Genomic DNA, 3,866 nt, shown 5'->3' with positions numbered 1-3,866 from the left:
ACTGGTGACTTTATAGCCAGTAGCATCCACTGCTTTTTTGATGTCAGCTATAGAGGTTTTTTTGCTATCGTATTTTACGGTGGCAGCCCCTTTTTGATAGGATACATCAACTGCCGATACGCCTTTGATCTTAGTGACCTCCTGTTTGATGTGGTGTTCGCAGCCTTCACAAGACATGCCCTTAATGGTCACGTAAGCCACTTGTTGCGTACCTGTCTGCGCAGGCTGCATAGTCGCTTGATTCTTATCTTGGTACAGCCAGTTTGAGTAGGAAGGGAAAGCCAGTAGCAGCAAGGCCATTGCTGTCATTACGCCTAAAAATGATTTCGTTTGCCAGAAGGCGGTTTTTTTTGTTTCGCAATTACATTCCATCGTTTTTTGAGGTTTTAATTGTTCGTACCAAGCCCAACCCAACGCGCCCACTGTGAGCGCGATACTGTAAGGTCGTAAAGGTTCCAACCAAGCCCAACCACCAGCCGAGCCGGTGGCACCCACCAGCAATGTGAGCAAAGGGACGGTGCAGCAAAGAGAAGAAACAAAGGCGGTCAGTAGCCCGGTCAATCCTGCAAGTTTCATAGCTTTGTGATCGTTATGGCCCCAAATTAAGCAGCCTGTAGGGATGCGGATGGTAAGGTTTCGAGATGATCCAATAAAGAATGCAAAATGCCGGTTGATTCGGCACGAAGGGAATAAAACACGGTCTGGCCCACTTTACGAGATTGAATCAACTGTGCGTCTTTGAGCTTGCGCAAATGTTGCGAAACGGCGGGGATAGTCATGTTCAGTATGTCACTCAAATCACAAACGCACAAATTGTTATCTTCCCGTAAGAGATAAATGATTTTGAGCCGTTTTTCATTACCCACCAAATCCAGTATTTGAGCCAATCGGTCAAAAATCGGTTCGGCATCTTTTATTTTCTCAACACATTGACGAATCTGTTCTTGGTCGGCAAAGACGCGAACACAGCTTAGAGAATTTTCCATTTCAGAACAAATTTAAGTCATTTGCTTAATTAAGCAAATTCTTAAATACTCGAAGGTCGATTCGACTAGCATAAGCTAAATCCATTTCAGAGTGGTACTTGTTGGAAAGGGGATAAGAATAATACAAATCATTAAAGACCCTTTTATTAGCAAAATGACTTGTAAACTAGTTTACAAATTCCTGACCGAAAAAAGCCCCCATTTTACTTTAGCAAGATGTGTTTTTGTCGGACAAAAACTTCCTCGTAGCCTTCAGCTAACGAGCTTAATTGGCCTTCGAAGTCGGCCAATTTCAACACAAAGACAAAAAGCGAATCTAGCTTTTATCCCCTTTTCAACCCTTTCTTAGCTGGCTAGTTAGCCCGTTCCGGGCTGGATTTTCTATCATTTCCCCCACTCAAAGAGTCGGGATTAGGACAGATCGTGCCCAACCCCGACTCTTTGAGTGGGGGAAATGATAGAAAATCCCGTGGCCGTAGGACACGAAAAACCCCCGGATGGCTTTAAGCTATCAATCCGGGGGTGAACGACTCTCGTCGTGGGTCGGCTTATCCTCACGGTTGTGTCCCCACAGAGCCGCTGACGTTCAGCACGGTTTTTTGGCGTATCTAGCCAATGTCTTCGGAAGCCTGTCTGCTAAGTTGTAGAGCCTCCTGTTGAAATAAATCTAGTTGACTGGTGTTGGCCTTCTCCTTGTCCTTTTTCTTCTTCACATACATCTTAGTGAAAGCCACTCGATCACCGTTGAATACTACTAAAGGGTTTATGAAATATTCCCAGTCATATACCGATCTAGCTATGATATTACATTCTACCAGACTCGCTAAACCAGTAAGAACATTATTTCGATGTGTATATCCGGTATGACGTAAGCAGTCATCCATCCTAAAAATGAAAGTGTCCTTCTTGGGCTGTAAGACAGTCAAAATATATCCGAAAACTTTAATAGCTGGTTTCGATAACTCCCAGAAAAAGGCAAATTGAGATAAATAGACTTTGGCAAATTTTTCTTCATCAACTTCTATAAACCGAGTGAAAGCCGTATATCCTGTTACCTCACCATCGGTTGATACTATTTGCTGTATCTCATCCCTATTCTTTGGGCGAATAACTTGCTGACGTTTAACTATCCTAACGTCTTGAATTGCTTTTTCTATAAATGGATTCTCCTTGAACGCTTCTTGCTCAGTCAGCCTTTTATACTTCATATCGTTAGCATTAAACCTTAAAAAGGCTAACCGTTTGTTATCTCAAAGATAACTATATGTTCTCTTATAATGCAAATTTTACTAACGTCTCGTTAGCTTTTTTCCTAATATATGCTAACTCTGTGTTAACTACTAGCTAACACAGAGTTAGCTAGTAGCTAACAGACCCCCCTTGATAATCAGGTAGTTATATACACTTGCTTCTTAAGTTCTTTTTATACCCTGTTTTTGACCCTTTTTTCAGCTCTAACTTTACCTTCACCCTCCTGAAAAAGGTAAATAGATGTTTTAATCAGTTTTTTGAGTCTGAAAATCAATGAGTTAGCACAGTTTACTGATAAAAAACTGAGTTTCTTAATATTTGTGATTTTTTTATTCTTTGATAATCAGAGCGTTAGAACAGTTCGAGCGTAGCGAGTACTGTTCCCGCTCGCTCTTTGCAAGACCGTATCACGCCTAGGCCAGCGAACACAAAAAAGGGCCATTTTAGGCCCCAATAATTGCAAAAACCATTGTTTTCGGTGCTAGTAATCAGTTAGTTACAGAAATATCCGTTTTTTATCCGTTATTTTTTAAAGTCAACTATCTGATTATTAGTTAGTTAACTTCCGTGAATGCTGCGTAGCGGCATTCCGGCTTGCTCTTTACGAAGACTGCACCGCGCGAGACCCGTAATCACCTTTTTTAACCCTTTAATGCTGGCTACTCCAGCAAAGCCTAAAATGTAACATTATTACATTTTAAAGATGCTACCCATCGCCTTAGCGTGGGTAGGTTTTGCGGCACGCAAAACACATCTTGCTCTTTCCAAGAATCAGCCATTACAAGCGTTTTCCGAACAGCCATTCCCGTAAGCTGGCCGGCCTTCTTTCAATCGCTTCTCGAATGGATTGTAATTCGGTCGCTTGACTTTCCCGCAGTTCGGATTTGATCTTCTCAAACAGATCACCTAAGTCTTCGGCACGAGCTGGGGGCTGATGTCCTTTTTTAAGTACGTTTGCTGCCGCTTCTCGGAGTTCGGTATTGAAAAACTGACCTAGCGTTTTGCCACTGCGTTCGGCGGCCTTCTCGATGGTTAACCTGGTGTCAGTTTCCACACCTCGAATGGTCCACCGAGCAGGCTCCAAGGTGTCACGATTAGGTCTGCCTGTTTTCAGACCTGTCAGACTTTCCGGAGTTTCTGTCTGCCCTGCTTCTTGGGGGTTTTGGTCGGGATCTGGCTCGTTTAGGGTCATGTCTGCCTTTTTGTCTGACACATAATTACGCAAACAAGAAGCCTTTTACAACCTGTCGGACATTTACGAGTTTTTGTCTGCCCTAGGTACAACAGCTCTTTTGTTCTTGAATGGGGGGACACTTCACCGATCCGTACGAACAGAATACGCAACAATCCCCAGCCAAGGGCTTTAATAAGCTCTGGCATGAGGTGCATTCATAAAAATAAGTGCAAGCATCAGTCGGCATGATCTCCCCTGCTTGGTGGCCGCATGTTGGGCATGTAATCACGGATTCGAGTGTGACGGTCATTCTTTAGAGCGTTTTTGTACTGGTGACTTTATAGCCAGTAGCATCCACTGCTTTTTTGATGTCAGCTATAGAGGTTTTTTTGCTATCGTATTTTACGGTGGCAGCCCCTTTTTGATAGGATACATCAACTGCCGATACGCCTTTG

General features: G+C 43.2%; 6 protein-coding genes. All 6 read right to left on the bottom strand.

Annotation, left to right across the window (positions count from 1 at the left end; all coding sequences use genetic code 11):
• A partial coding sequence (gene merTP / locus ACYVJM_RS31880; protein WP_461152168.1) for a mercuric transport protein MerTP occupies window positions 1-576 on the bottom strand: 576 nt, incomplete at its 3' end.
• A gap of 26 nt (window positions 577-602) precedes the next feature.
• Window positions 603-986: an ArsR/SmtB family transcription factor gene (locus tag ACYVJM_RS31875; protein WP_461152167.1), complete on the bottom strand. Its 384-nt coding sequence runs from the start codon at window positions 984-986 to the stop codon at window positions 603-605.
• Window positions 987-1,594: 608 nt separating this feature from the next.
• The gene (locus tag ACYVJM_RS31870) at window positions 1,595-2,194 is read right to left on the bottom strand and encodes a replication/maintenance protein RepL (RefSeq protein ID WP_461152166.1); all 600 of its coding nucleotides are present in this window, start codon (window positions 2,192-2,194) and stop codon (window positions 1,595-1,597) included.
• Window positions 2,195-3,015: 821 nt separating this feature from the next.
• Window positions 3,016-3,429, bottom strand: a complete 414-nt coding sequence (locus ACYVJM_RS31865; RefSeq protein WP_461152165.1) for a hypothetical protein — start codon at window positions 3,427-3,429, stop codon at window positions 3,016-3,018.
• Between the two features lie 82 nt (window positions 3,430-3,511).
• A complete protein-coding gene (locus tag ACYVJM_RS31860) occupies window positions 3,512-3,721 on the bottom strand; it encodes a GDCCVxC domain-containing (seleno)protein (RefSeq protein WP_461152164.1) in 210 nt (69 codons plus the stop codon).
• Window positions 3,722-3,724: 3 nt separating this feature from the next.
• The coding region (locus ACYVJM_RS31855) for a heavy-metal-associated domain-containing protein (protein WP_461152169.1) at window positions 3,725-3,866 on the bottom strand (142 nt) is incomplete at its 5' end.

The sequence above is a fragment of the Spirosoma pulveris genome (assembly GCF_054781875.1).
Note: the sequence above shows the minus strand (reverse complement) of the source record. Positions and strands in the feature narration are given on the sequence as shown.